We start from the raw sequence: 22,886 nt of genomic DNA, 5'->3' as shown, positions 1-22,886 counted from the left end.
ATCAGGAGGAGGCCCGGGCGAGGGCGTCGGCGGCGCGGATGAAGCCGAGGTGGCTGAACGCCTGGGGGAAGTTCCCGGCCAGGCGGCCCCGCTCCGGGTCGTACTCCTCGGCGAGGAGACCGAGGTCGTTGGCGCAGCCGGTCAGGCGCTCCAGCAGCGTGCGGGCGTCCTCGCCCCGGCCGCTGCAGGCGTACTGCTCCACGAGCCAGAAGGAGCAGATCAGGAAGGGGTATTCGTCCCCGGCCAGGCCGTCCAGGCCCGAGGACGTCCGGTACCGGCGCAGCAGCCCGTGCTCGTCGAGCAGCTCCTCCTCGATCCTGGCCACGGTGCCCAGCATCCGGGGGTCGTCGTAGGCGACGAACCCGGTGTGCGGCAGCTGGAGCAGGGAGGCGTCGACCTCGGTGTTCGCGTAGGTCTGGGTGAAGGTGTTCCGTCCCTCGTCGAAGCCGTGCTCCAGGATCTCGGCGCGCAGCCGGTCCCGCAGGACCCGCCACCGCTCCACGGGACCGTCGGAGCCGTGCACCTCCACGGCGCGGATCCCCTGGTCGAACGCCGCCCACATCATGGCCCGCCCGTGCACGAAGAACGCCGGTTCCCCGCGCATCTCCCAGATGCCGTGTCCGCGCCGGTCGTAGTGGTCCTCGCAGAAGCGCAGCAGGTTCTTCTGCAGGCCCCCGGAGTACTCGTCCTCCTCGATCCCGGCGTCGCGCAGCGCGGCGAGCGCGAGCATGACCTCCCCGACGACGTCCGCCTGGTACTGGCCCACCGCCCCGTTGCCGATCCGCACGGGCACGGAGCCCTCGTAGCCGGGCAGGTGCTCCAGGCGCCTCTCGTCCAGCTCTCGCTCCCCGGCCACCCCGTACATGATCTGCAGGTCGTCGGGGTGTCCGGCGACCGCGCGCAGCAGCCAGCCCCGCCAGTGCAGGGCCCCGTCGGTGAAGTCGTGGGCGACCAGCGTCTCGATGGTCAGGGCGGCGTCCCGCAGCCAGGTGTACCGGTAGTCCCAGTTGCGCACCCCGCCGAACTCCTCCGGCAGGGACGTGGTCGGGGCGGCGACGATCCCCCCGGTACCGCTGTTGGTCAGCGCCCTGAGCACGAGCAGCGAGCGCAGCACCGTCCGGCCGTGCTCGTGCTCCGTGTCCACGCGCGCGGACCACTCCCGCCAGTACCGCAGGGTGCGCTCCAGGGCCTGCTGCGGGTCCTCGGGCCGGGGCGGGTACTCGTGGGACAGGTGCCAGGTCAGCACCCAGTCCAGGGTCTCGCCCTCGGACAGCGGGAACACCCCGGTGAGCCGGTCGGCGACCGCACCCTGGTAGTCGTCGGGATGTCCCGCGGAGGACGCCTCATGGCGCTCCTCCATCCCCGTCTGGGGCTGCACCTGCTGCTCCTCGTGGGGGTGCAGCAGCGGTCCGGACAGCAGGAGCCCGTCGGGACCGGCCACCGAGAGCAGACCGCACGTTCCGGTGTCCTCGAGGTCGACGCGCCGGGTCCAGGGCCTCGCCCGGGCGTAGTCGAAGCGGATCCGGAGGTCGTGCTCCACCTGCACCTGCCCCTGCGTGCACTCGACCCTGCGGATCAGGTCCGCCTGGTCGCTGGCCGGCGGGAGGAAGTCGATCACCACGAGGGTGCCCGTGGGCGTGCGCCAGGTCGTCTCGAGCACGAACGTGCTCGGCAGGTACCGGCGGTGGACGACCTCACCGTCCACGGCGGCGATCCTCCACCGGCCGTCCTCCGGGGTGCCGAGCAGCGCCGAGAACACCGACGGGGAGTCGAAGCGCGGGAAGCACAGCCAGTCGACGCTGCCGTCCCGGGACACCAGCGGCCCGGTGTGCAGGTCCGACAGGAGGGCGTAGTCCTCCAGCGGCGTGGACGTGTGCTCGGGCACCGGATCACCCATGAGCCCATTCAACCACTCCGGTCCCGCGACATCGAGGCGTCAACGGCGTAGCGTGCCGGTCATGGACGGTTCTGCGCGGGAGAACATCGGAACGCTCATCGTGCTCGGGGCCACCGGGGACCTCACGTCCCGGTTGCTGCTCCCGGGCCTGGGCCGGCTGCTCACCGAGCAGCCGGAGCGCCGCTTCACGCTCGTCGGGGCGGACCTGCCCGCCGAGGACGGCGAGGCCTGGACGCGCACGGTGCGGGCGGCCTTCGACACGGCCGGGGCCGCGGGCCCGGCGGTGGACCACGTCCTCGCCCGCACCGCGTACCGGGTCACCGACGCGACGTCGGCAGAGGACCTGCAGCAGCTCCTGGACGCGGCGGACGGGATCCCGGCGCTGTACTTCGCCCTGCCCCCGGCCGTGACCGCCCGGGCGGTGGAGGCCCTGCACCGGGTGACACTGCCGGAGGGCACCGTGCTCGCGCTGGAAAAGCCCTTCGGCGGGGACCGGGACAGCGCCGCCGCCCTGAACCGGAGGATCACCGCGCTCGTCCCGGAGGACCAGGTCTTCCGGGTGGACCACTTCCTGGGGAAGTCCACCGTGCTCAACATGCTGGGCCTGCGCTTCACCAACCACGTGTTCGAGCCGCTCTGGAACCGGGAGCACATCGAGTCCGTGGAGATCGTCTACGACGAGCGTCTCGGCCTGGAGGGCCGGGCCGGCTACTACGACCGGGCCGGGGCACTGGTGGACATGATCCAGTCCCACCTGCTGCAGGTCATGGCGCTGGTCACCATGGAGGCTCCCGTCTCGATGGACGCCGCGGACCTGCGGGCCGTCAAGGCCGAGGCGCTGCGCGCGGTGCGCCCCTGGGCGGGCGATCCCGTCGCTGCCGGCCGGCGCGCCCGGTACACCGCCGGCAGCGTGGACGGCCGGCACCTCCCGTCCTACGCGGACGAGGAGGGGGTCGACCCCGACCGCGGGACCGAGACCCTGGCCGAGGTGACGCTGGAGTCGCGGACCTGGCGGTGGGCGGGCGTGCCCTTCGTGCTGCGCTCCGGCAAGGCGCTGAGCGGGGCGCGCCGGGAGGTCGTCGTGACCTTCCGCGGGGTGCCCCCCGTGCCCACCGGCCTGGCCGGGACGATCGGCCCGACCGTGCTGCGCCTGTGCCTGGGACCCGACCGGATGGTCCTGGAGATCAACGTCAACGGCCCCGGCGACCCCTTCGTGCTCGACCGCGTCCCGTTGACGGCCCGGCTGGCCGGCGGCCGGCTCGACCCCTACGGGGAGGTCCTGCACGGCATCCTCGAGCGGGACCCCACCCTGTCCGTCCGGGCCGAGGGCGCCGAGCACGCCTGGCGGGTGATCGACGAGATCCGGGCCGCGTGGCGCAGCGGCCGGGTGCCGCTGGAGGAGTACGCCGCCGGCTCGGCCGGTCCCGCCTCCTGGCGGGACGGGCCCGGCTGAGACCCGCGGGACCGACGCACCACCGAGGAAGGAGCACACCATGCAGATGGGACTCGTAGGGCTGGGCAAGATGGGCGGCAACATGCGTGAGCGGCTGCGCGAGGCCGGGCACACCATCATCGGCTACGACACCGACCCGGAGCTCTCCGACACCGAGAGCCTCGAGGCGATGGTGGAGCGGATCGACCGCGAACCGCAGGTCGTGTGGGTCATGGTCCCGGACCGGGTGGTGGACCCGGTGATCGACGAACTGGCCGGGCTGCTCGGCGAGGGAGACGTGATCATCGACGGGGGGAACTCCCGGTGGACCCACGACGCCCCCCGGGCGCGGAAGCTGGCCGAGCGGGGCATCGAGTACCTGGACTGCGGAGTCTCCGGCGGGGTCTGGGGCATCACCCAGGGCTACGCCCTCATGGTCGGCGGGGACGATGCGACGGTCGCCAAGGCGCAGCCGATCTTCGACTCGCTCAAGCCCGCCGGCGAGTTCGGCTTCGTCCACGCCGGTGAGCACGGTGCCGGTCACTTCGCGAAGATGGTCCACAACGGCATCGAGTACGCGATCATGCAGGCCTACGCCGAGGGCTGGGAGCTGCTCGAGGCCGCCGGTCACGTCAGGTCGGTGCGCGAGACCTTCAACTCCTGGCGCGAGGGGTCGGTCATCAAGTCCTGGCTGCTGGACCTGGCGGTGAACGCGCTGAACGAGGACGAGCACCTGGACCGGCTCGCGGGCTACGCCGAGGACTCCGGCGAGGGCCGGTGGACGGTCGAGGCCGCCCTGGACCTCGCGGTGCCGGTGCCCGCCATCTCCAACGCCCTCTTCGCCCGCTTCACCTCCCGGCAGGACGAGTCGCCGGCGATGAGGATGATCGCCGCGATGCGCAACCAGTTCGGCGGCCACACGGTGCGGGACGTGGCCGCGGGTCCCGAGCACGTCGAGGCCGCCCCCGGCGAGGAACCGGCGCACCCCGGGGAGCAGTGACCGCGCCCCGCTCCGGAGGGGTCCGTGCCGGGGCCGGCACGGACGGCGGTCCCCCGGGCCCGGGGGCGCCGAGGGACCACCGCGCCGGGACCGGCGGGGCGGGCTGGGCGGGCTACCGGCCGAACACGGCCTCGGTGACGTGCGTGGGCTTCTCGTACTGCCCGTCGGGAAGGTTCCGCAGCGCCTCCAGGATCGAGTCGTCGGCGCCGGAGTCCTGGGCCTTCCGCACGATCTCGTCCTTGCCGACGGGGTAGTCCAGGCCGCTGAGGTGCTTCTGCAGCTCGATGGGGTCGGGCTGGTCGGACACGGGGTGCTCCTTCTCGACATCGGGACACGTCCCGCCGGTGCGGCAGGACTCGGAGAGTTCCAGTCTGTCAGCCTGCTTGTCGTTCGTCAGCCCCGCCCGCTCTCCCGCCGGTCCGGGGGCGACACGGTCCCCGGTCTCACGGACCGCGGCGGCCCTCCTGGTCCAGCAGCCGCAGCCGCTCCCGGTACTCGTCCTCGGTGAGCTCGCCGGCCGCGTGGCGCTCCAGCAGGCCGTCGCGGGCCCGGCGCAGCCCGAGCCGCGTGCGCGCCCTGCGCCCCCAGCAGGTGTTCTGCCCGTACCGGCGCACGAGCCACCGGACGCCCCGCACCACCGCCCAGACGCCGGCGGCGAGCAGCAGCGTCCAGGACATCACCTCCCAGCCCTGGAAGGGCGTCAGTCCCAGTACGACCACGGTCCCACCCGTCCCTCCGACGTCGTCCGCCGCTGCTGCCCGGCCGGCGGGCCGCAGCGGCGCTCGGTGCGGGAAGCGTAGCAGTCGCCTCCGACGCCGCGGCGGTCCCGGCGGCACCGGGACGGGTCCGGGACAGGGCCCGCGGCCGGCACCCCGGCGGGCCGCCCGGTCAGCGGGTCAGCTCGCGGATCCCGTCGAGGATCGCCCGGTGCACGCGGGGATCGCCCAGGGGCAGGAAGTGGCCGCGCGTGGGGAGCCGGACGTTGCGCGCCCCCTCGAGCCGGCTGCCGCCCGGGATGTGGGGGTCGAACTGCCCGTAGACGGAGACGATGTACCGGTCGACCTCCCGGCTGGTGGTCAGCGCGGTCAGCTCCGGGGAGTGCGGCAGGAACACCCGGATCGTCGGGAGGGGCAGGAGCCGGGCGAGCGCCGACCCGGAGAACGGCGTGTTCACGGCCACGAGGCCCTGGACCACGGTGCGCTCGTGGTGCCGGGCGAGGAGGTGCTTGCCGATCAGCCCGCCCTTGCTGTGCGCCACGAGCACGCAGCGCTCGAGCCCCTCACGCCGGACGTGCTCGTCGACCAGTGCCGCCATCTCCTCGAGGGTCCCGGTGTTGAACCCGAGGTCCTCGACCACGTGGACCTCGTGGCCGTGCTCCCGAAGGACCCGGGCCACGGGGATCATGAAGGTCCACGACTCGTAGACACCGGGGATGAGCACGACCGGGACCTTCCCGGGCTCCCCGGGACCCCGGAACCGGGCGGGATCCCGGCGGCCGAGCAGTCCTGCGGCCTGCCGCCGGGCCGCGTAGGCGTAGTCCCGGGCCCAGGCCACGAGGTTCGCGCCCGTCTCGGGCCCCCGGTGCGGGATCACGCCGGGCCGCCGGGACGCGGGCGGGCACGGCAGGCCGCGAGGAAGGGGGCGCAGGCCGCGGCCAGCTCCGCCGGGTCGGTGTGCTGGACGTTGTGCGGGGCGCCGGGGATCTCCAGGAGCCGGGCGTCCGGGGCCGCCCCGGCCAGCCGCCGGGCCCAGTCCCGCCCGGCGATCGGATCGCGGCCACCGCGTACGACGAGTCCGGGCACGGTGCACTCCCGGATGCCGTCCTCGATCCGGTCCCGGAGCATGTGCCGGGCAGTGCGCAGATAGCGCAGCGGCCCCATGCGGAGGTAGTCGCGGAGGATGAGGGCGTTGGTCGCCGGGGGTTCGCGCAGGGTGTCCCGGAGCAGGCGCCGGGCCTGGCGGAGCAGGGTGCGGGCGTCCGCGTCCACGGTCGGCCCGATCAGCACGTAGCCGCTGCACAGCCCGGGGTGGTCCTTGACGGTGTCCACCACGATCTGGCAGCCCATGGAGTGGCTGACGACGACGGGGGCCTCCAGTCCCAGGGCGCTGATCGTGCCCGCCACGACCCGGCCGAGCTCCGGCACCGTCAGGGGCCGGTCCGGCCGCGGCGCCGCCCCGAAGCCCGGCAGGTCCAGGGCGTACACGTCGTGCCCGGGCGCGAGCGAGTCCGCCAGGCGCAGCAGATAGGCGCCCGACACCCCGAGGCCGTGCACGAGGAGCACCGGGGGCAGCGCCGGGCGGAAGGTCCCGCGCACGACCACCGTGTCCCCCGCGACGTCGAGACGGCGCCGCTCGAGCAGGGGGTCCCGACGGCCCGTCACCGGTGGGTCGCCGCCAGCGCCGCGCGCACGACGTCGTGCGGGTCCTGCCGTGCGGCGAAGGCGGTCCGCTGCTGCCGGGCCCCGGAGCCGTCCCGCAGCAGGCCCGCCACCTCCGTCTCCACCGCCGCGACCTCCCCCCACCGCGCGAGCACGGGACGCACGAGCTCGAGCAGCTCGGCCACGACCTCCGCGGCGGGTGCCGGGGCGCCGGAGACCGGGCTGACCAGGGAGCCGCCGACCCCGGCGACGCTCGCCTGCCACGACCAGGCCCGCAGCTCCGCCACGCCGGTCCGCGGGGCCGGGGCACCGCTGCGCCACTGCGCCGCCGCGGTCTCGACCAGGGCGCGGGACAGGGCCGCCAGCGCCGCGGCGTGCCCGGCCTCGAGGCACACGTCCGCGATCCGGATCTCCACGGTGGGGTACCGGGCGGAGAGCCGGACGTCGGAGTACAGCATGCCGTGGTCCAGGGCCACCCCGGAGCGCAGCAGCGCCTCGCACCGGCGCTCGTACTCCCGGGGCGTGCCGACGAGCTCGTCGGGCCCGGCCGTGGGCCAGCGGGTCCAGGTCTGGTACCGGTAGCTGTCGTAGCCGGTGTCCCGGCCGTACCAGAACGGCGAGTTCGCGCTGAGCGCCAGGAGCACCGGGAGCCAGCCGCGGATGCGGTCCAGGACGGCGACGCCCTCGGCCGGGTCGGAGATCCCCACGTGCACGTGCTGACCGCACGTCAGCTGCTCGGCGGCGACCAGGCCGAAGCGGTCGCGGAGCCAGGCGTAGCGGGGACGGGGCACGAGGTGCGGCAGGGCGGGGAAGACCGGTGAGGCCAGGGCCACGGCGCGGGCGCCGGCCGCGCGGGCGGCGGAGTCCAGCAGCTCCCGGCCCCGGCGGATCACCGCGAGCTGGTCCGCGAGGGAGGTCACCGGCGGGCCCGCGACCTCGATCTGCTCCTGCTGGAGCTCGGTGCTGATCCGGTGTCCGGACGGCGCCGGGTGCTCGTCCTGGGCGCTGACCACGCCGGGGCTCACGGCCGCCGGCTCGAGGGTCTCGGCGTCCACGAGGAGCAGCTCCTCCTCCACGCCGAAGGTGCGGGCGGGAGCGGCGGCCTCTGTGTCGACGGGGTGCGGGGAAACGGTGATCACCACCAACCGGGACGGTTCGGAGCAGTGCGGGCGGGTCCTGCGGTTGTCCCGCCGTCGTCGCCGGTGGATCGCCGGCTCACTTCGGAGCGTAGCACCGTGGCACGCTGCCGACGCCCGGCCGCGGGCCTCCGCGTCGCCCCTTGACGCGCGGGGCGCGGAGGAGTTCGCTGGAGACTCCAGGAGGGGAGTATCCCCCCGCGCAGCGTCGTCACCACGGTCCTCGCAGGATCCGGCGCGCGGGCCCGGCACGGGCCGGGAGAGACCTCCGGTCCGCAACCGGAGGGTGGCTGGTGGCGATGGGCGTCCCGTTCTGGGGCTGGGCCGCGGTGATCGGCGGGATCGTGGTGCTGCTGGCGGTCGACCTGCTGGCCCACCGGCGCCCGCACGCGATCGGCCTGCGCGAGGCCGCACTGTGGACCGCCGCGTGGGTGGCGTGCGGGGTGGGCTTCGGGGTGCTCGTCTGGGTGGTCCTCGGGGCGCAGGCGGGTCAGCAGTACTACGCGGGGTACCTGATCGAGAAGTCCCTGTCCGTGGACAACGTGTTCGTCTGGGCGGTCGTGCTCTCGTACTTCGCCGTGCCCCCCGCCTACCAGCACCGGGTGCTGTTCCTGGGCGTCTTCGGCGCGCTCGTGCTCCGGGGCGGCTTCATCGCCGCGGGTGCGGCGCTGATCCACGCCTTCGAGGGCGTGCTCTACCTGTTCGCCGCCTTCCTGCTCTTCACGGGGTGGCGGATGCTCCGCCGGCGCGAGACCCGCCTGAACCCCGACCAGTCGGCGGTGCTGAAGGTCTTCCGGCGGTGCGTGCCGATGACGGAGGTCTTCTACGGCCAGCGCCTGGTGGTGCGGGTCGGCGGGGCGCTGCAGGCCACGCCGCTGCTGGCGGTCCTGGTGCTGATCGAGGCGACCGACGTGGTCTTCGCCGTGGACTCCATCCCGGCCGTCTTCGCCGTCACCGACGACGTCTTCATCGTCTTCACCGCCAACGCCTTCGCCGTGCTGGGCCTGCGGGCCATGTACTTCCTGCTGGCGGACCTGATGCACCGGTTCGTCCACCTGCGTGCCGGTCTGGCCCTGGTCCTGGTGTGGGTCGGCGTCAAGATGGCGCTCAAGGTCGACGTGGCCGACATCCCCACGGGGCTGTCCCTCGCGGTGATCGCCGGCATCCTGGCCGTGTCGGTCGCCACGAGCCTGCACGCCACCCGCGGCCAGGGGCGGCGCCCGCCGGAGTGCCCGCCGGCCCCGCCGTTCCGGACGGCGAGCGCTGCGGAGCTCGCGGCGCTGCAGCCCCTCCGGGCGTCCGGGGCGCCTCCGGCGGAGCCGGGCCGGCAGGGCCGGCGCTGACGGCGGCCGGAGCGGGCCCGGGGCTTCCGGCCCGGCATGTTTGCGAGCCGACCGACAGGTGGCTTATGGTTTGACGGCAGCTGGAACCATCGCGGGCTCACCGACCACCGGACGGCGGCGCGGTCCGCCGCACCGTGAAGGAGCCCACTCCGTGCAGCGCAAGATCTCCGTCCTCCTGGAGGTGGACCCCGACGGCCGGTGCGTCCGGCTCAGCGTGACCGGCGCCCTGACCCGGGCGAACCAGCAGGCGCTCCACCCCGTCCTCCGGCGGGCCCGGACGTCGTTGCCGGCGGCGCGGGTCAGCGTCGACCTGACCTGCGTGCACGAGCTCGAGCCGGCCACCGTCGACCTGCTCCGCGGAGCCGTCGAGCAGGACGCGGGCCTGAGCGGGTCGGTGGAGATCCTCGAGCCCGGGGCGGAGCCCGCCGAACCGGCCGTGGCCGCCTTGGACGCCCGGCGCCGGATGCGGGCCAAGGTGCTGCGGCGCCGCTGCGCCGGGCTCCCCGTGACCCCGCCCGGCATGGCCCTGCACGCCGCCTCCTGAGCCTCCCGGCGCAACGTTGCCGCGGCCGACCGGCGCGGGTGCGAAGATGTCGGCAGTGCACACGACATCCCGGGGCGCGGCCCGTCGTGGGACCGGGACGAGGAACAGGACGGCGTGACCCATGAACGACCACCCCACGAGAGACCGGGCCGCGGAGGCCACCGGCGGGCTCGACCCCCGCCGATCGGCCGGGCGCCTGGTCGCCGTGGACGCCGCACGAGGACTCGCTCTCGTGGGGCTGACGGCGGTCCACTTCCTCCCGCAGTCCTATCCGGACAACGACCGGCCGACACTGTCCTGGCTGCTGTTCGCCGGGGACTCCGCGGCACTGTTCGCCCTGCTCGCCGGGGTCAGCCTCGCCTTCTCCACCGGGGGCCGCCGGCCCAGCAGGGGCCGTGACCTCACGGCCGACCGTGCCGGACTGGCGGTGCGGGCGCTGCTGATCATGGCGATCGGCCTGACGGTGGACTACCTGATGCCGGAGGACCCCCCGGCCGTGAACATCCTCGTCCACTACGGGCTCTTCTTCCTGCTCGCGCTGCCCTTCCTGGGTCTGCGGCCGCGGACCCTGTTCCTGTGCTCGGGCGCCTCGCTGCTCCTCGGGCCCCTCCTGATCCATACCCTGGGCGACCTGGTCCCCGAGCACAGCGCGGTCAACCCCACCTTTGCGGAGCTCGTCACCGAACCGGCCGGGCTGTTCTGGCAGCTCACCCTCACCGGGACGTACCCGGCCGCGACCTACATGGCCTACCTCCTGGCGGGGCTGGCCCTCGGCCGGCTCAACCTCAAGAACCTACGCCTGCAGGCCCGCCTCCTCGCCGTGGGGCTCGGCCTCGCCGCCCTCGCCAAGCTCGTCTCCTGGGTGCTGCTGTACGGCATGGACGGCTACAACGTGCTGCTCTACAGCATCGTCTCGCTGACCCGGGCCGACCTGGACCACATCATCGTCTTCGGCGGGGACGGACCGCTGCCGACGTCCACCCTGTGGTGGCAGGTGCTCTCCGCCCCCCACGCCAACACGCCCCTCTCGGTGGCGTGGAGCCTGGGGGTGGCCCTGGCCGCGCTCGGCGCCCTGCTCCTCGTGGGCCGCGAGTTCGGCACGTGGCTGCTCCCCCTCACGGCCCTGGGTGCGATGACCCTGACCCTCTACACCGCCCAGCTGGTCCTCCTCTCCACCGAGGTCCACTACAGCAGTCCCCTGCTCTGGTTCGTCGCCTGCCTCCTCGTCTCCGCCCTCGTGGCGCTCGCCTGGCGGCACGCGCTCGGGCGTGGCCCCCTGGAGCGGGCGGTCTCCGCGGCCGCGCACGCGACCACCCGTGCCGTCGCGGACCGCGGGACCCCCCGCGGCCCGGACACCCCGCGCCGACCCCTCGAGTAGGTCCACGCGCAGGGCCAAGGGCAGGAGGCGGCGGCGCTGCGGGCAGGACGTGTCCGGGGAGCCCACCACGGCGCCGGTCGGTGGAACGACGCGCGGGATCCGCTAGCGTGACAGCAGCGCCGTCCGGCGCCGGCAGCGGAGCACCCGACTGCCGTGGACCTGAGGAGGAACCATGCCGAAACCCGTCGTCAGCAAGGCCAGCACCGTCTGGACCGGCGATCTCTTCAACGGCTCGGGCACCACCCGCCTGGGCGGCTCGGGCCTGGGCCCGTTCGACGTGGACTGGGACACCCGCGCGGAGAAGGGCGCCGGTTCCAGCACGAGCCCGGAGGAGCTGCTCGCCTCCGCGCACGCCACCTGCTTCGCCATGGCGTTCTCGAACATGCTCGCGCAGAACGACACCCCGCCGACCCGCCTCGACTCCACCGCCGAGGTCACCTTCGTGGCCGGCGAGGGCATCAAGGGCGTCAAGCTGATCGTCGAGGCGCAGGTGGAGAACCTCTCCCAGGAGGACTTCGCGCGCATCGCCGAGGAGGCGAAGGCCGGGTGCCCGGTCTCGCAGGCCCTGGCCGTCGACATCACCCTGGACGCCTCGCTGGCCTGATCCGGGCCCGCCGGCCCGGGCGCTGCCCGGGCCGGCGGACGCACCCCCGCCCGGTGCCCGCTGAGCCCTGGGGTGCCCTCCGCCCGGTGCCCGCGGTGCCCTCCGCCCCTCCGGGGCGGGCGGACCGCTCACGGGTGAGGGTGCGCGGCGACCTCCACGCCCGTCGCCTCGTCCGCCACGCACGCGATGCCGTGGCAGGAGGGGCAGTGGATGACGCGGCGCCCCCACCGCTGCGCCGGGCCGGGCCCGTCCGGCAGCTCGTCGGCCTGCCCGTCACCCGGCGTCCCGGGGATGCCGGCCCCCACCGCCGTCGCTATGCTGACGAGCACCGATCGGGGCGTCCCGCCCCTGCCCGCCCGCTCCCGGCCGAGGAGGCGTCCCGTGCCACGTCCGTTCTCCCGCCGCGGCTTCCTCGGCGCCGGCGCCCTTGGCCTGACGGTCGCCGGCCTCGGGGGGCTGACGTCGTGCGGCCGCCCCGAGCACCCCACGACGCGGGCCGCGGTCGGCTACGGACGGCTGGTCGCGGACCCCGACGGGGTCCTGGCGCTGCCGGACGGCTTCGGCTACACGGTCCTGGCCCGCTCGGGCGAGACCCCGACGTCCGACGGCACCCATCCGTCAGACCCCGACGGCATGGGGGCGTTCCCCGGCGCGGACGGCGGAACCGTCCTGATCTGCAACCACGAGAACAGCGGGGAGGAGACCCACCCGGTGTCCGCGATGGCGGGGCTCACCTACGATCCGGGGGCGATCGGCGGGACCTCCACCCTGGTCGTCGATGCCGACGGACGCCGCGTGTCCCAGTACACGTCGCTGGCCGGGACCGTGAACAACTGCGCCGGCGGAGTCACCCCGTGGGGCACGTGGCTGAGCTGCGAGGAGACGAGCGCCCGCGCCGGGCAGGACGGGTTCACGAAGGACCACGGCTACGTCTTCGAGGTGGATCCGCGGAGCCGCGACGCCAACCTCGGCAGGTCCCCGGTCCCCCTGACGTTCCTGGGCCGCTACTCGCACGAGGCCGTGGCCGTCGACCCCGCCACCACCCGGATCTACCTGACGGAGGACGCCGCGGACCCCAGCGGACTGTACTACCGCTGGACCCCTCCCCCGGGCTTCGTCGCGGGACGCCACGCGCTGCGCGAGCTCGCGGAGTCGGTGGGCGGCGACGTCGCCGGCCGGCTCCAGGCCATGCGCTGCCTCGCGGACGGGCGGGTGGTCCGGGACCTGGCGGAGGCGACCGCTGTGGGCACCCGCTATGACGTCGAGTGGATCGACGTGCCCGACCGCGGCGGCCGGGACGAGTCGGTGCGCCGGCAGTTCGACGACGACACCATCACCCGGGCGCACAAGCTCGAGGGACAGTGGTGGAACGACGAGGGTGTCTACTTCGTCTCGAGCTACGCGGACGACCGAGGGGAGGACGATGCAGGCCCCGTGCACCACGGCCAGGTGTGGTTCCACGACCCGGGCGCCGGGACGGTGACCCTGACCGTGCTCTTCGGGGTGCGGGAGGACCCGGACCTGGAGATGCGCTTCGAGCGCCCGGACAACATCACGATCTCCCCGCAGGGCGGTCTCGTGCTGGCCGAGGACGCGGACGGGACCAGCCACCTGGTGGGGATGACCGCTCGGGGGCGTGCCTACGCGCTGGCGCGCAACGACCTCGACGACTCGGAGTTCTGCGGCCCCGTGTTCTCGCAGGATGGTGTCCACCTGTTCGTCAACCTCCAGCAGGCAGGCCTCACCCTGGCGATCACGGGACCGTGGACGCCTCCGGAGCACGAGCTCCCTGGCTGAGCCGGCCTGTCCCGCGCCCCCGCACCGCGGGCGCGCGGGCCCGGGGAAACGACGACGTCCCCCGGACCGTGTGGTCCGGGGGACGTCGCTCGTGGTGACCCCAGCGGGATTCGAACCCGCGTTACCGCCGTGAGAGGGCGGCGTACTAGGCCGCTATACGATGGGGCCGCACCGGTCCGGTCCGCGGCTTCCCGCGACCGGCCTCGTACACTCTAGCAGGTCCCGGGCCCCGTTCCGGACACCGACCGGGAGCCGGTGCCCGGGCAGCGAAGAACCCCCGGACCGTGTGGTCCGGGGGTTCTTCGCGGTGGTGACCCCAGCGGGATTCGAACCCGCGTTACCGCCGTGAGAGGGCGGCGTACTAGGCCGCTATACGATGGGGCCGTACTGTTCCGATGGAGCAGCGCTGGGATACCAGGACTCGAACCTAGAATGACGGTACCAGAAACCGTAGTGTTGCCAATTACACCATATCCCACTGTCGTCCCCGGTCCGGCGGTTTCCCGCGGCGACCGGCGCAACGCAAGAAAACTATACCGGCCTTCCGGCGGGGCGGCAAATCGTGCTCAGGCGCAGTAGCGCTGCTCCAGCTCACGGTCGATCCCCCGGCGGCGGGCGATCCCCGCCAGCACCCGGCGCACCGGTCCGAGCCAGCGGTGGATCCCCGGCAGGTTGATGTCGGTCCACTCGACGAGCAGGGCCGTGCGCAGCGGGCTGCGCGGCCGGCCGTCCCGGCGGACCCGCCCATCACGGGCCAGCCCGTACAGCGCCACCAGGCCCTTCTCGAAGCCCTCGTGGGCGGGGCGCACCTCCACCACGAACCGGGCCGGGGCCCCGGACGGGTTCTTCCAGCGGAAGAGGTGCTCCTCGGGCACCTCGACCTGTCCCCCGGCGCCCAGGTCCCGCACGACGTGACCGACCTGCACCCGCAGCGTGCCCTCGAGCACATGCAGGCGCATCGCGGACCGCCGGTGGTAGTGGGCGAGCACCTCGCCCCCGGGCTCGACCTCGACGTGCAGCAGGTCGAGCTCGCCGCCCGTCTCGGCACCGGTCCGCAGCCATGTCACGGTGTCCCGCTGCACGGGATTGTGGTGCTGCGGACGGCCTGCCCGCATCGCGTCGATCCGCCCGCCGGCCAGCTCCATGGTAATCGCCTCCTGCCACCAGGCTACGCCGGGAGCACCCGGTGCGGGCGGATGACGGGACGGGTGCTCAGCCGAGCTGGGCGGCGAGGGCGCGCAGGCGCGTCAGGGAGGACTCCTTGCCCAGGATCTCGAGGGACTCGAACAGCGGCGGGGAGATCCGGCGTCCGGAGACGGCCGTGCGCACCGGGCCGAACGCCAGCCGGGGCTTGATGCCCAGGCCGTCGACGATCGCCTCGCGCAGCGCCGTCTCGAGGGCCGCTGAGCTCCAGTCCTCGAGCGGCTCCAGTGCGGCGAGCGCCGCCCGCAGGACCTCGCCGGCGGAGTCCTTGAGCTGCTTGCGGGCGTCGTCGGCGACCTCGATCTCGTCGTCGGCGGCGAAGAGGAAGGACAGCAGCTCGGGGGCCTCGCCGAGCAGGTTCATCCGCTCCTGGACCAGCGGCGCCGCCCGGTCCAGGATCTCCCGCTCGCGCTCGTCCGGGCTCTCCCCCAGCACCCCGGCGGCCTGCAGGTACGGCACGAGCCGGTCGCGGAAGTCCTCGGGGGCGAGCCGGCGGACGTGGGTGCCGTTGATCGCGGTGGCCTTCTTGAGGTCGAACCGCGCCGGGTTGGCCAGGACGTCGTGGACGTCGAAGTGCTCCACGAGCTGCTCCACGGTGAAGACGTCCTCGTCGGCGGACAGGGACCAGCCGAGCAGGGCCAGGTAGTTGAGCAGGCCCTCGGGGACGAACCCGCTGTCCTTGAGGTGGAAGAGGCTGGACTCGGGGTCGCGCTTGGACAGCTTCTTGTTGCCCTCGCCCATGACGTAGGGCAGGTGGCCGTACTCGGGCACGTACTTCGCGAGGCCGATCTCGACCAGGACGCGGAACAGCGCGATCTGGCGCGGAGTCGAGGAGAGCAGGTCCTCGCCGCGCAGCACGTGGGTGATCTCCATGAGGGCGTCGTCCACGGGGTTCGTGAGGGTGTACAGCGGCTGTCCGTTGGCGCGCACCACCACGTAGTCCGGGATGGAGCCGGCCCGGAAGACGATCTCGCCGCGGATCATGTCCTGGACCACGATGTCCTCGTCCGGCATCCGCAGCCGCAGCACGGGCTCCCGGCCCTCGGCCCGGTACGCCGCGATCTGCTCCTCGGTGAGGTCGCGGTCGAAGTTGTCGTAGCCGAGCTTGGGATCGCGGCCGGCCGCCCGGTGGCGGGCCTCGACCTCCTCCGGGGTGGAGTAGGCCTCGTAGACGGCACCGTGCTCCCGGAGCCGGTCCGCCACCTGCCGGTAGAGGTCCAGGCGCTGCGACTGCCGGTACGGGGCGTGCGGGCCGCCCGTCTCGACGCCCTCGTCCCAGTCGATCCCCAGCCAGGCGAGCGCCTCCAGCAGCTGCTGGTAGCTCTCCTCCGAGTCCCGCAGCGTGTCGGTGTCCTCAACGCGGAAGACCATGGTGCCGCCGGTGTGCCGGGCGTGGGCCCAGTTGAACAGCGCGGTGCGGATCAGCCCCACGTGCGGTGTGCCCGTCGGGGACGGGCAGAAGCGCACGCGCACGGACGAGGACGTGGCGGAGGTGGTGGCCGGGGTGGCGGACGTGTCGGTCATGGCTCTCTCGTGGATCGGTCGGGGACTGGACGGGGTCGCGCGGTGGGGCGAGGCGCCCCGGGCTCGTGCCGTGCGGCGGCGAGGGCCGGTGGCGCCGGCCGGTGGCGCGGACGTGCGGAGTGGACGGGTCGGGCGGACGTGCGGGGCTCAGCGGCGCAGGACGGTCGGGAGCACGCCGATGCCCTCGACCTCCACCTCGATCCGGTCGCCCTCGTCGACGATGCCGACGCCGGCGGGCGTCCCGGTGAGGATGACGTCGCCGGGCAGGAGCGTGAAGGCCTGGGAGACGTAGGAGACGAGGAAGGGGACGTCGAAGACCATGTCCCGGGTGTTGCCGTCCTGCTTGGTCTGCCCGTTGACGCGGCTGCGCACGGCGAGGGCCGAGGTGTCGAGGTCCGTCTCGATCCAGGGCCCGAGGGGGCAGGCGCCGTCGAAGCCCTTGGCCCGCGCCCACTGGCCGTCGGTCCGCTGCACGTCCCGGCCGGTGAGGTCGTTGGCGGCGGTGTAGCCGAAGACCACCTCGGGCACGCGCTCCACCGGGACGTCCTTGCACATCCGGCCGATGACGACGGCGAGCTCGCCCTCGTAGGAGACCTGCTCGGTCCACGGGGGCAGGGTCACGGGGTCGCCGGGGCCGGCGACGGAGGTGTTGGGCTTGAAGAACAGCATCGGGGAGGCGGGCAGCTCGTTGCCCAGCTCCGCGGCGTGGTCGGCGTAGTTGCGGCCGACGCACACGATCTTGGAGCGCGGGATGACGGGGGCCAGGAGGCGGACGTCGGCGATGTCGTGGCGCTGCTGGGTGGGATTGATCCCGGTGTAGAAGGGGTCGCCCGCGAGGACGGTGACCGTCTCCTCGCCGGCGGCGCCCTGCACCGCGCCGAAGTGGATCTCGTGGTCGACCGTGAACCTGGCAATTCGCATGGGTCCAGGCTATCCCACGGCCCGCGGGCGGGCGCGCGGCCCCGGGGGCGCCCCGGGGCCGCGCGGGGCTCAGACCAGCCGGGTCAGCCAGCCGTGCGGGTCCTCCGCGCGGCCCGTCTGGATCTCCAGGAGCTGCTTGCGGATGTCCATGGTGACCTCGCCGGGCCGGGCCCCCTCGTCGCCGATGGTCTCCTCGGCGGAGACGAGGCGGCCGATGGGCGTGATGACGGCGGCGGTCCCGCAGGCGAACGCCTCCGTGATGGTCCCGGCCTGCCAGCCCTCGCGCCACTCGTCGAGGGTGAAGCGGCGCTCCTCCACGCTCATCCCCCGGTCCTTCGCGAGCTGGATGATGGACCGGCGGGTGACGCCCTCCAGGATGGTGCCGGTGAGCTCGGGGGTCACCAGCCGGCCGTCGCCGTAGACGAAGAACACGTTCATGCCGCCGAGCTCCTCCACGGCGTCCCCGCGGTCCCGGTCCAGGAACATGACCTGCTGGCAGCCGTGGGCGTCGCCCTCCATCTGGGCGATGAGGGAGGCCGCGTAGTTGCCGCCGCACTTGGCCGCGCCCGTGCCGCCGCGCCCGGCCCGGGCCCAGTCGCGCGAGAGCCAGATGTCCACGGGCTTGACCGGGCCGCCGAAGTAGTTGCCGGCCGGGGAGGCGATCACCGAGTACAGCACCTGACGGGACGGGCGCACGCCCAGGAACGCCTCGGTGGCGATCATGAACGGGCGCAGGTACAGGGACTCGCCGTCCCCGTCCGGCACCCACTGCTCGTCCACCGAGACGAGCTCCCGCAGCGAGTCCAGGAACATCTGCTCCGGCAGCTCCGGCAGCGCCAGCCGGCGGGCCGACCGGTTGAGCCGCGCCGCGTTGGCCTCGGCGCGGAACGTCCACACCGAGCCGTCGGCGTGCCGGTAGGCCTTGAGCCCCTCGAAGATCTCCTGGCCGTAGTGCAGCACGGCCGCGGCGGGGTCCAGCACCAGCGGCCCGTACGGCTCGATGCGGGGATCGCTCCAGCGCCCCGTGCCCTTCTCGACGTCCCCGAACCAGTCGATCTTCACCATGTGGTCCGTGAAGTTCGTGCCGAAGCCCGGGTCGGCGAGGATGGCGGCCCGCACCTCGTCCGGGACCGGGTCCTGGTTGAGGTGGTGGGCGAAGGTGGTGGGCTGTGTGGTCACTGCGTCTCCCTGCGAGGTCGACCCCGTGGCGACCGGCACGCGGGGCTCAGCTGGTGGTTCCGTGCCCCAGCCTATCCCCGGAGCACGGGCGGATCGGCTCAGGCCAGGGCGGCGAGCACGCCGTCGCCCACCTGGGCGGTGGAGCGGGTCTCGGTGCCGTGCCGGGCGAGGTCCTGCTGCACGGCGGCCTCGATCCGGGCCGCGGGCCCGGGGTGGCCGAGGTGCTGCAGCATCATGGCGGTGGCGAGGATCGCCGCCACGGGGTTCGCCAGCTGCCGGCCCGCGATGTCCGGCGCGGAGCCGTGGACGGGCTCGAACATCGACGGCGCGGTGCGGTCCGCGTTGATGTTGCCGGCCGGGGACAGGCCGATGCCGCCGGTCACCGCCCCCGCGAGGTCGGTGAGGATGTCCCCGAACAGGTTGTCGGTGACGATGACGTCGAAGCGGGCCGGGTCGGTCGTGAGGAAGATCGTCGCCGCGTCCACGTGCAGGTAGTCGACCTCGACACCGGGGAACTCGGCGCCGATCTCCTCGACGAGGCGGGCGTAGAGCCGTCCGGCGTGGACGAGCACGTTGTGCTTGTGCACCAGGGTGAGCCGCTGGCGCTCCCGCGAGGCGGCGAGCTCGAACGCGTAGCGCACGAGGCGCCGCACGCCGTAGGCGGTGTTGAGCGAGACCTCCGTGGCGATCTCGGCGTCGGTGCCGCCGCGCAGCACGCCGCCGTTGCCGGCGTAGGGGCCCTCCGTGCCCTCGCGCACCACCACGAAGTCGATGTCCCCCGGGTCGGCGAGCGGGCTGGTGGTGCCGGGGAAGAGCCGGGACGGGCGGAGGTTGACGAAGTGGTCGAGGCTGAAGCGCATCCGCAGCAGCACGTCCCGCTCGATGATCCCGGAGGGGACCCGCCGGTCGCCCGGGGCGGCGCCGACGGCGCCGAACAGGATCGCGTCGTAGGCGCGCAGCTCGGTCAGCGTGCGGTCCGTGAGGGTCTCCCCCGTCGCCAGCCAGTGCTGGGCGCCGAGGCCGAACTCCCGCTTCTCGACCGTGAGCCCGGCCTCGGCGGTCACGGCGTCGAGGACCTTCTCGGCCTCGGCCACGACCTCCGGGCCGATGCCGTCCCCGGGGACGAGGGCGATCTTCAGGTGGGCGGGGGCGGCGGGCGTCGGCTGGCTCATGGCGCCAGGATAGGGGCACGAGGACGGTGTCGACCACGGAGTGGACGGACGTCTCACATGGTGGACGAGTGGGCCGGCGCAGGCCGGTGGGCCGGTACCGCCCGGTGGGGCCGTGCAGGCCTGCACCGGCTCAGGCCTGCAGCGGGGCCGGCTCCTCGTAGCGCGGGAACACCGGCGTGGGCGCGGGCAGCTCCGTGCCGGGGACCAGGGGCACGCCCAGGGCGGTGAACGCCCGGGCCTCGCCCTCCTCCTGGCCGAGCACGTCGAGCAGCCGGGCGGCGGCGTCCGGCATCACGGGCTGCACGAGGACGCCGACCACGCGCACCACCTCGAGCGTCACCCACAGCACGGTGGCCATCCGCTCGGCGTCGGTCTTGCGCAGCTTCCAGGGCTCCATGGCGGTGAAGTAGCGGTTGGCCTCGGCGACGACCCGCCAGATCCGCTCGAGCGCCCGGTGGAACTGCTGCTCGTCGAACTCGGCCCGCACCGGCTCGTAGAGACCGGCCGCGGCGTCGAGCATGGCACGGTCCTCGACGGTCAGCTCCCCCGCGGCCGGGACCCGGCCCCCGCAGTTCTTGGCGACCATCGACAGCGAGCGCTGCGCCAGATTGCCGAGGTCGTTGGCCAGGTCGGAGTTGATCCGGTTCTTGATCCCGTCGTGCGAGTAGCTGCCGTCCTGGCCGAACGGGACCTCGCGCAGCAGGAAGAAGCGCAGCGGGTCGAGGCCGTACTCGGCCACGAGGGCGTGCGGGTCGATGACGTTGCCCACGGACTTGGACATCTTCTCGCCCTGGTTGAACAGGAAGCCGTGCGCGAAGACGCGCCGGGGCAGCGGCAGCCCGGCGGACATCAGGAACGCCGGCCAGTACACCGCGTGGAAGCGGGCGATGTCCTTGCCGATCACGTGGGCGTCGGCGGGCCAGTACCGCCGGAACGCCTCGCCGTCGGTCTCCGGGAAGCCCACCCCGGTGAGGTAGTTGGTGAGGGCGTCGACCCACACGTACATCACGTGGTCCGGGTTGCCCGGCACGGGCACGCCCCAGTCGAAGGTGGTGCGGGAGATGGAGAGGTCCTCCAGGCCCGAGCGCACGAAGGAGGCGATCTCGTTGCGGCGGGTCTCCGGGAAGACGAAGCCCTCCTGCTCGTAGAGGGCCAGCAGCCGGTCCTGGTATGCGGAGAGGCGGAAGAAGTAGGACTCCTCCTCGGTCCAGGTGACCTCCGTGCCGGTGCCCGTCGAGCAGCGCACCCCGTCCTCGCGCAGCTCGGTCTCGTCCTCCCCGTAGAACGCCTCGTCGCGCACGGAGTACCAGCCGGCGTACGCGCCGAGGTAGATGTCCCCGGCCTCCTCCATCCGCCGCCAGATCGCCGCCGACGCCGCGTAGTGGTCCTCGTCGGTCGTGCGGATGAAGCGGTCGTAGGAGATGTTGAGGGCGTCGTCCATCGCGCGGAAGCGCGCCGAGTTGCGGTCCGCGAGCTCCCGGGCCGTGAGGCCCTCCTTCTCCGCGGTCTGCTGCATCTTCTGGCCGTGCTCGTCGGTGCCCGTCAGGAAGCGGACGTCGTAGCCGTCCAGGCGCTTGAACCGGGCCATGACGTCGGTCGCGATGACCTCGTAGGCGTGCCCGATGTGCGGGGTGCCGTTGGGGTAGGCGATGGCCGTGGTGATGTAGTACGGGGTGCGGTCGGAGGAAGTCACGGCGTCCACTCTACCGACCTCCGGGAGGGTGCGGACCCGGGTGCTCCGGTGCCACCATGGTCGGGACAGCGAGCACCGAGAACACCGGGAGGCCACCGTGCGCAGCGAGCTCTTCGCCCAGGACCACTTCGAGCAGCAGAGCCAGGAGCGCTGGACCCGGCAGTCCGACCGGATGCTGCGCGTGGGCCTGGGCCCCGACGTCGTGGCCACCAAGGGCGCCATGGTCGCCTACCAGGGCCGGATGTCCTTCCGGCACGAGGGCTCCGGCTCGATCGGCAAGCTCATGAAGAAGGTGCTCACGAACGAGGACGCCCCCATGATGCGCGTCTCCGGCGAGGGCGAGGTGTTCTTCGCCCGGCAGGCGCGCCACGTGTTCACCGTCCTGCTCGAGGGCGAGGCCATCACCGTGGGCAGCGGGGCCCTGCTGGCCTTCGACGACAGCCTGGCCTGGGACATCCGCCGGGTGGGCGGGGCCGGGCTGATGGCCGGCGGGCTGTTCAACCTGGAGCTCTCCGGCCAGGGCGTGCTCGCCCTGTGCTCGGACGGACCGCCCATGATCCTCGACTGCTCCGCGCAGCCCACGTTCGTGGACCCGCAGGCCGCCGTCGCGTGGTCGGCGAACCTCGTGCCCGGGATCCAGAACGACCTCTCGATGGGCTCGCTGCTGCGCGGCGGCTCCGGCGAGTCGTTCCAGCTCTCCTTCTCCGGGCCGGGCTTCGTGGTCGTCCAGCCCTCCGAGGGCGTGCCGGTCGTGCGGCAGGGCTGAGCGCTCACCGGCGGGGGCGCGCGGCGCCCAGGCGGCCGCGGGTGAGCACGACGACGAGCAGCGCCGCCGCCGCGTAGGTGCCGAACAGGACGAGGTCCACGGTGTCCAGCAGCCCGGTGTGCACCGGGTCCGCGCCGAGCAGGACCAGGTGGTCCTGGGCGGGGGTGAGGCTCGCGTGCAGCAGGACGCACAGCAGCACGCTGCCCGTGCGGTTGTACAGCGGGGTGTAGAGGAACGCGAGGAGCAACGGCACGGCGAAGCCCAGCGGCCCGTAGAGCGGGACGTGCCACAGACCCCACAGCAGCCCCAGCAGCGCGGTGGCCCGGAGCGGCCCCAGCCGTTCCTGCAGCCGGGGCAGCGCGAACCCGCGCCAGCCGGGCTCCTCGAGGCCGCCGCCGAGCACCGCCACGAACGCGAAGGTCGCCAGGTAGGCGGGCGCCCGCTCGAGCGCCAGCGACCAGTCGACGTCCCGGCCCAGGGCCGCCAGCACCGCGTTGACCACGGCGTACAGCGCCGCCGGCAGGCCCAGCGCCCAGGCCCACCACCGCACGGGCACGCGCCACCGCACGATCGCCCGGGCCCAGTCCCGCACCGGCTGCCCCGCCAGCACGGTGACCGCCCACGCCGCCAGCAGCGGGCCGAAGCCGCCGAGCACGAGCAGGGCGGCCCCGCCCGCGCCGAGCAGCAGCGGCGTCCAGCAGGCCCAGGACCACGCGTACGCGAGCGCGAAGAAGGCCACCAGCTGGTGGCGTGCGATCCGGCCCCGCAGGCCCCGGCCGGTCGTCCGGTCGCGTGCACCGACGTCCGCCATGCGGACCACCCCCAGGGATCGTGGCGACTGCCTCCGCCCCCAGCGTAGGACCCGGGACGCGGCGAGGGGCCGCGTCCGCACGGAATGCTCGGCGCATGACGTGCGGTC

At 73.7% G+C, this 22,886-nt stretch carries 22 protein-coding genes and 3 tRNA genes; 8 read left to right on the top strand and 17 right to left on the bottom strand.

Going from position 1 to position 22,886, the window contains the following annotated elements; genetic code table 11:
- Window position 1: 1 nt before the first annotated feature.
- Window positions 2–1,897 carry a glycoside hydrolase family 15 protein gene (locus QYM41_RS03780; protein WP_368798394.1) on the bottom strand — a complete coding sequence of 632 codons (1,896 nt, stop codon included), beginning with the start codon at window positions 1,895–1,897 and terminating at the stop codon, window positions 2–4.
- 61 nt (window positions 1,898–1,958) lie between these two features.
- Here QYM41_RS03780 and QYM41_RS03775 point away from each other — a divergent pair, with 61 nt between their 5' ends.
- Together QYM41_RS03775 and gnd are read left to right on the top strand one after the other, a co-directional pair.
- The gene (locus QYM41_RS03775) at window positions 1,959–3,350 is read left to right on the top strand and encodes a glucose-6-phosphate dehydrogenase (RefSeq protein ID WP_368798393.1); all 1,392 of its coding nucleotides are present in this window, start codon (window positions 1,959–1,961) and stop codon (window positions 3,348–3,350) included.
- A gap of 40 nt (window positions 3,351–3,390) precedes the next feature.
- Complete coding sequence (gnd, locus tag QYM41_RS03770) at window positions 3,391–4,329, top strand: phosphogluconate dehydrogenase (NAD(+)-dependent, decarboxylating) (protein ID WP_368798392.1); 939 nt, start codon at window positions 3,391–3,393, stop codon at window positions 4,327–4,329.
- 112 nt (window positions 4,330–4,441) lie between these two features.
- Here the strand turns inward: gnd and QYM41_RS03765 are convergent, their stop codons facing one another.
- The 5 genes from QYM41_RS03765 to QYM41_RS03745 form a co-directional block, all read right to left on the bottom strand.
- Window positions 4,442–4,636 (bottom strand): DUF2795 domain-containing protein, encoded by a 195-nt coding sequence (locus QYM41_RS03765; protein WP_368798391.1) that lies wholly within the window; start codon window positions 4,634–4,636, stop codon window positions 4,442–4,444.
- 136 nt (window positions 4,637–4,772) lie between these two features.
- Window positions 4,773–5,048, bottom strand: coding sequence for an SHOCT domain-containing protein (locus tag QYM41_RS03760; RefSeq protein ID WP_368798390.1), 276 nt, complete (start codon window positions 5,046–5,048; stop codon window positions 4,773–4,775).
- Between the two features lie 169 nt (window positions 5,049–5,217).
- Complete coding sequence (locus tag QYM41_RS03755; RefSeq protein WP_368798389.1) at window positions 5,218–5,922, bottom strand: esterase/lipase family protein; 705 nt, start codon at window positions 5,920–5,922, stop codon at window positions 5,218–5,220.
- Window positions 5,919–6,710, bottom strand: a complete 792-nt coding sequence (locus QYM41_RS03750) for an alpha/beta fold hydrolase (RefSeq protein ID WP_368798388.1) — start codon at window positions 6,708–6,710, stop codon at window positions 5,919–5,921. Before QYM41_RS03750 ends, QYM41_RS03755 begins: the two co-directional genes overlap by 4 nt.
- Window positions 6,707–7,849 carry a carboxylate-amine ligase gene (locus tag QYM41_RS03745; protein WP_368798387.1) on the bottom strand — a complete coding sequence of 381 codons (1,143 nt, stop codon included), beginning with the start codon at window positions 7,847–7,849 and terminating at the stop codon, window positions 6,707–6,709. Before QYM41_RS03745 ends, QYM41_RS03750 begins: the two co-directional genes overlap by 4 nt.
- A gap of 293 nt (window positions 7,850–8,142) precedes the next feature.
- Here QYM41_RS03745 and QYM41_RS03740 point away from each other — a divergent pair, with 293 nt between their 5' ends.
- The 4 genes from QYM41_RS03740 (at window position 8,143) to QYM41_RS03725 (ending at window position 11,712) form a co-directional block, all read left to right on the top strand.
- Window positions 8,143–9,186: a TerC family protein gene (locus QYM41_RS03740; protein WP_368798442.1), complete on the top strand. Its 1,044-nt coding sequence runs from the start codon at window positions 8,143–8,145 to the stop codon at window positions 9,184–9,186.
- A gap of 151 nt (window positions 9,187–9,337) precedes the next feature.
- Window positions 9,338–9,730 (top strand): hypothetical protein, encoded by a 393-nt coding sequence (locus QYM41_RS03735; RefSeq protein WP_368798386.1) that lies wholly within the window; start codon window positions 9,338–9,340, stop codon window positions 9,728–9,730.
- Window positions 9,731–9,851: 121 nt separating this feature from the next.
- The gene (locus QYM41_RS03730; RefSeq protein ID WP_368798385.1) at window positions 9,852–11,108 is read left to right on the top strand and encodes a heparan-alpha-glucosaminide N-acetyltransferase domain-containing protein; all 1,257 of its coding nucleotides are present in this window, start codon (window positions 9,852–9,854) and stop codon (window positions 11,106–11,108) included.
- Between the two features lie 172 nt (window positions 11,109–11,280).
- Window positions 11,281–11,712, top strand: coding sequence for an OsmC family peroxiredoxin (locus QYM41_RS03725; protein WP_368798384.1), 432 nt, complete (start codon window positions 11,281–11,283; stop codon window positions 11,710–11,712).
- A gap of 128 nt (window positions 11,713–11,840) precedes the next feature.
- Here QYM41_RS03725 and QYM41_RS03720 read toward each other — a convergent pair whose 3' ends face one another.
- Window positions 11,841–12,041, bottom strand: coding sequence for a hypothetical protein (locus QYM41_RS03720; protein ID WP_368798383.1), 201 nt, complete (start codon window positions 12,039–12,041; stop codon window positions 11,841–11,843).
- 52 nt (window positions 12,042–12,093) lie between these two features.
- On the opposite strand from QYM41_RS03720, the gene QYM41_RS03715 reads away from it, so the two are divergent.
- The gene (locus tag QYM41_RS03715; RefSeq protein ID WP_368798382.1) at window positions 12,094–13,509 is read left to right on the top strand and encodes an alkaline phosphatase PhoX; all 1,416 of its coding nucleotides are present in this window, start codon (window positions 12,094–12,096) and stop codon (window positions 13,507–13,509) included.
- 92 nt (window positions 13,510–13,601) lie between these two features.
- Here the strand turns inward: QYM41_RS03715 and QYM41_RS03710 are convergent.
- The 9 genes from QYM41_RS03710 to metG form a co-directional block, all read right to left on the bottom strand.
- Window positions 13,602–13,677 (bottom strand) — tRNA-Glu (locus QYM41_RS03710).
- Between the two features lie 140 nt (window positions 13,678–13,817).
- Window positions 13,818–13,893: transfer RNA gene (locus tag QYM41_RS03705), tRNA-Glu, on the bottom strand.
- A gap of 22 nt (window positions 13,894–13,915) precedes the next feature.
- Window positions 13,916–13,987 (bottom strand) — tRNA-Gln (locus tag QYM41_RS03700).
- An 88-nt stretch (window positions 13,988–14,075) separates the two neighbouring features.
- On the bottom strand, window positions 14,076–14,654 hold the full coding sequence (locus QYM41_RS03695) for a cupin domain-containing protein (protein WP_368798381.1): 579 nt from the start codon (window positions 14,652–14,654) through the stop codon (window positions 14,076–14,078).
- Window positions 14,655–14,721: 67 nt separating this feature from the next.
- Window positions 14,722–16,236 carry a glutamate--tRNA ligase gene (gltX, locus tag QYM41_RS03690; protein WP_368798380.1) on the bottom strand — a complete coding sequence of 505 codons (1,515 nt, stop codon included), beginning with the start codon at window positions 16,234–16,236 and terminating at the stop codon, window positions 14,722–14,724.
- 147 nt (window positions 16,237–16,383) lie between these two features.
- Window positions 16,384–17,157, bottom strand: a complete 774-nt coding sequence (locus QYM41_RS03685) for a fumarylacetoacetate hydrolase family protein (RefSeq protein ID WP_368798379.1) — start codon at window positions 17,155–17,157, stop codon at window positions 16,384–16,386.
- A 69-nt stretch (window positions 17,158–17,226) separates the two neighbouring features.
- A complete protein-coding gene (locus QYM41_RS03680) occupies window positions 17,227–18,336 on the bottom strand; it encodes a branched-chain amino acid aminotransferase (RefSeq protein WP_368798378.1) in 1,110 nt (369 codons plus the stop codon).
- Between the two features lie 98 nt (window positions 18,337–18,434).
- A complete protein-coding gene (locus tag QYM41_RS03675) occupies window positions 18,435–19,508 on the bottom strand; it encodes a 3-isopropylmalate dehydrogenase (RefSeq protein WP_368798377.1) in 1,074 nt (357 codons plus the stop codon).
- 130 nt (window positions 19,509–19,638) lie between these two features.
- Window positions 19,639–21,201, bottom strand: a complete 1,563-nt coding sequence (gene metG, locus QYM41_RS03670) for a methionine--tRNA ligase (protein ID WP_368798376.1) — start codon at window positions 21,199–21,201, stop codon at window positions 19,639–19,641.
- Window positions 21,202–21,298: 97 nt separating this feature from the next.
- On the opposite strand from metG, the gene QYM41_RS03665 reads away from it, so the two are divergent.
- Window positions 21,299–21,967, top strand: a complete 669-nt coding sequence (locus QYM41_RS03665; RefSeq protein ID WP_368798375.1) for an AIM24 family protein — start codon at window positions 21,299–21,301, stop codon at window positions 21,965–21,967.
- Window positions 21,968–21,971: 4 nt separating this feature from the next.
- Here the strand turns inward: QYM41_RS03665 and QYM41_RS03660 are convergent, their stop codons facing one another.
- On the bottom strand, window positions 21,972–22,778 hold the full coding sequence (locus tag QYM41_RS03660) for a CPBP family intramembrane glutamic endopeptidase (protein WP_368798374.1): 807 nt from the start codon (window positions 22,776–22,778) through the stop codon (window positions 21,972–21,974).
- Window positions 22,779–22,886 lie beyond the last annotated feature (108 nt).

This window comes from Kocuria oxytropis (assembly GCF_040981195.1).
GTDB classification, from domain to species: domain Bacteria; phylum Actinomycetota; class Actinomycetes; order Actinomycetales; family Micrococcaceae; genus Kocuria; species Kocuria oxytropis.
The sequence above is the reverse complement of the archived record's forward strand: the minus strand, read 5'-3'. Positions and strand labels throughout refer to the sequence as shown.

What these genes read in the sequence shown, in the direction of transcription:
- QYM41_RS03780 (WP_368798394.1), bottom strand. Translation starts at nt 1,897, where the DNA reads ATGGGTGATCCGGTGCCCGAGCACACGTCCACGCCGCTGGAGGACTAC.
- QYM41_RS03775 (WP_368798393.1), top strand. Translation starts at nt 1,959, where the DNA reads ATGGACGGTTCTGCGCGGGAGAACATCGGAACGCTCATCGTGCTCGGG.
- gnd (WP_368798392.1), top strand. Translation starts at nt 3,391, where the DNA reads ATGCAGATGGGACTCGTAGGGCTGGGCAAGATGGGCGGCAACATGCGT.
- QYM41_RS03740 (WP_368798442.1), top strand. Translation starts at nt 8,143, where the DNA reads ATGGGCGTCCCGTTCTGGGGCTGGGCCGCGGTGATCGGCGGGATCGTG.
- QYM41_RS03730 (WP_368798385.1), top strand. Translation starts at nt 9,852, where the DNA reads ATGAACGACCACCCCACGAGAGACCGGGCCGCGGAGGCCACCGGCGGG.
- QYM41_RS03725 (WP_368798384.1), top strand. Translation starts at nt 11,281, where the DNA reads ATGCCGAAACCCGTCGTCAGCAAGGCCAGCACCGTCTGGACCGGCGAT.
- QYM41_RS03695 (WP_368798381.1), bottom strand. Translation starts at nt 14,654, where the DNA reads ATGGAGCTGGCCGGCGGGCGGATCGACGCGATGCGGGCAGGCCGTCCG.
- gltX (WP_368798380.1), bottom strand. Translation starts at nt 16,236, where the DNA reads ATGACCGACACGTCCGCCACCCCGGCCACCACCTCCGCCACGTCCTCG.
- QYM41_RS03685 (WP_368798379.1), bottom strand. Translation starts at nt 17,157, where the DNA reads ATGCGAATTGCCAGGTTCACGGTCGACCACGAGATCCACTTCGGCGCG.
- QYM41_RS03675 (WP_368798377.1), bottom strand. Translation starts at nt 19,508, where the DNA reads ATGAGCCAGCCGACGCCCGCCGCCCCCGCCCACCTGAAGATCGCCCTC.
- QYM41_RS03660 (WP_368798374.1), bottom strand. Translation starts at nt 22,778, where the DNA reads ATGGCGGACGTCGGTGCACGCGACCGGACGACCGGCCGGGGCCTGCGG.